The organism is Halomonas alimentaria, assembly GCF_009902005.1.
Taxonomy (GTDB): Bacteria; Pseudomonadota; Gammaproteobacteria; order Pseudomonadales; family Halomonadaceae; genus Halomonas; species Halomonas alimentaria.
Map to the genome: position 1 here is coordinate 1 of NZ_WUTT01000007.1, position 1,210 is coordinate 1,210.

Annotated in this window: 1 protein-coding gene; it reads left to right on the forward strand. The window is 55.0% G+C overall.

All coding sequences use genetic code 11. The annotated features are described in order from the left end of the window. Positions 1-80: 80 nt before the first annotated feature. On the forward strand, positions 81-1,181 hold the full coding sequence (locus GRB96_RS15440; RefSeq protein WP_161433172.1) for an IS630 family transposase: 1,101 nt from the start codon (positions 81-83) through the stop codon (positions 1,179-1,181). Positions 1,182-1,210 lie beyond the last annotated feature (29 nt).

A 1,210-nucleotide genomic window follows, 5' to 3' on the forward strand; every position in this document is an offset into this window, starting at 1 on the left:
CTAGTGTGGTGTCTCACAAGTAAGTACTATAAATATAGTCTATCCTGATACCTGAATTCCGCACCATTGCTGGAGGTATCATGGCCAAGCGAGGTCGGCCTGCCACTCAGATAACCGTCACAAACGACCAGCTTGCTGAGCTGAATCGGCGAGTAGCCGCTCGGAAAGGGCCTGCCGACGAACGTCTCCGCGCCTTGATCATACTGGGTTGCAAAGACGGTGAGCCCGGCACATCTATTGGCAAGCGATTGGGCATCACTGCACAAACGGTCTCGAAGTGGCGGCGTCGCTTTGCTGACTATGGCCTGGACGGCCTGAATGATGAAGTTCGTAGTGGCCGTCCACGATCAATTTCTGATGACGTGGTTCAGGAAGTCATTGATCGGGTCCGCCAGGAAAAGCCTGAGGATGCCAGCCACTGGAGCACGCGTTCCATGAGCGAAGTGACAGGGATTTCCCCGGCCAGTGTGCACCGGATATGGCGGGCTTTCGGCCTTAAACCCCATATGGAGAAGACGTTCAAGCTGTCTACCGATCCGGCTTTCGTCGACAAGGTGCACGACGTCGTCGGTCTCTACATGGACCCTCCTGACCGGGCGATCGTCTTGTCGGTTGACGAGAAGAGCCAGATTCAGGCACTTAACCGTACCCAGCCAGGCTTGCCATTGACCTTTGGGCAGCCCGAGACCCGTACCCACGACTACAAGCGTCATGGCACGACCTCGCTGTTTGCTGCACTGGACATTGCGACAGGTAAAGTCATTGGTCGCCTCAAACGGCGGCACCGCAGTGCGGAGTTTCTTGAGTTTCTCAATGCCATCGACCGGTCAGTGCCAGCGGATCTCGATGTCCATCTCATCCTGGACAACTATGGGACACACAAGACCGATAAGGTGAAGGCTTGGTTGGCGGAGAGGCCGCGCTATCATGTTCATTTCACGCCAACGTCAGCATCATGGTTGAATCTGGTAGAGCGATTCTTTTCCACCATCAGTGAGAGGTGGATCAAGCGTCAGGCGCACACCAGCGTGAAGGACTTGGAGGATTCCATCCGTCACTACCTGACGGTCTATAACGAGAACCCCAAACCTTTCCAATGGCGGAAAACCGCTGACGAGATAGTAGCGTCGGTGGGTCGAGCAGCGTCAGCTCTTGATCGACGCACCGACAAGCCAGATTAATTATGCGAACTTGAGAATCGCCACACTAG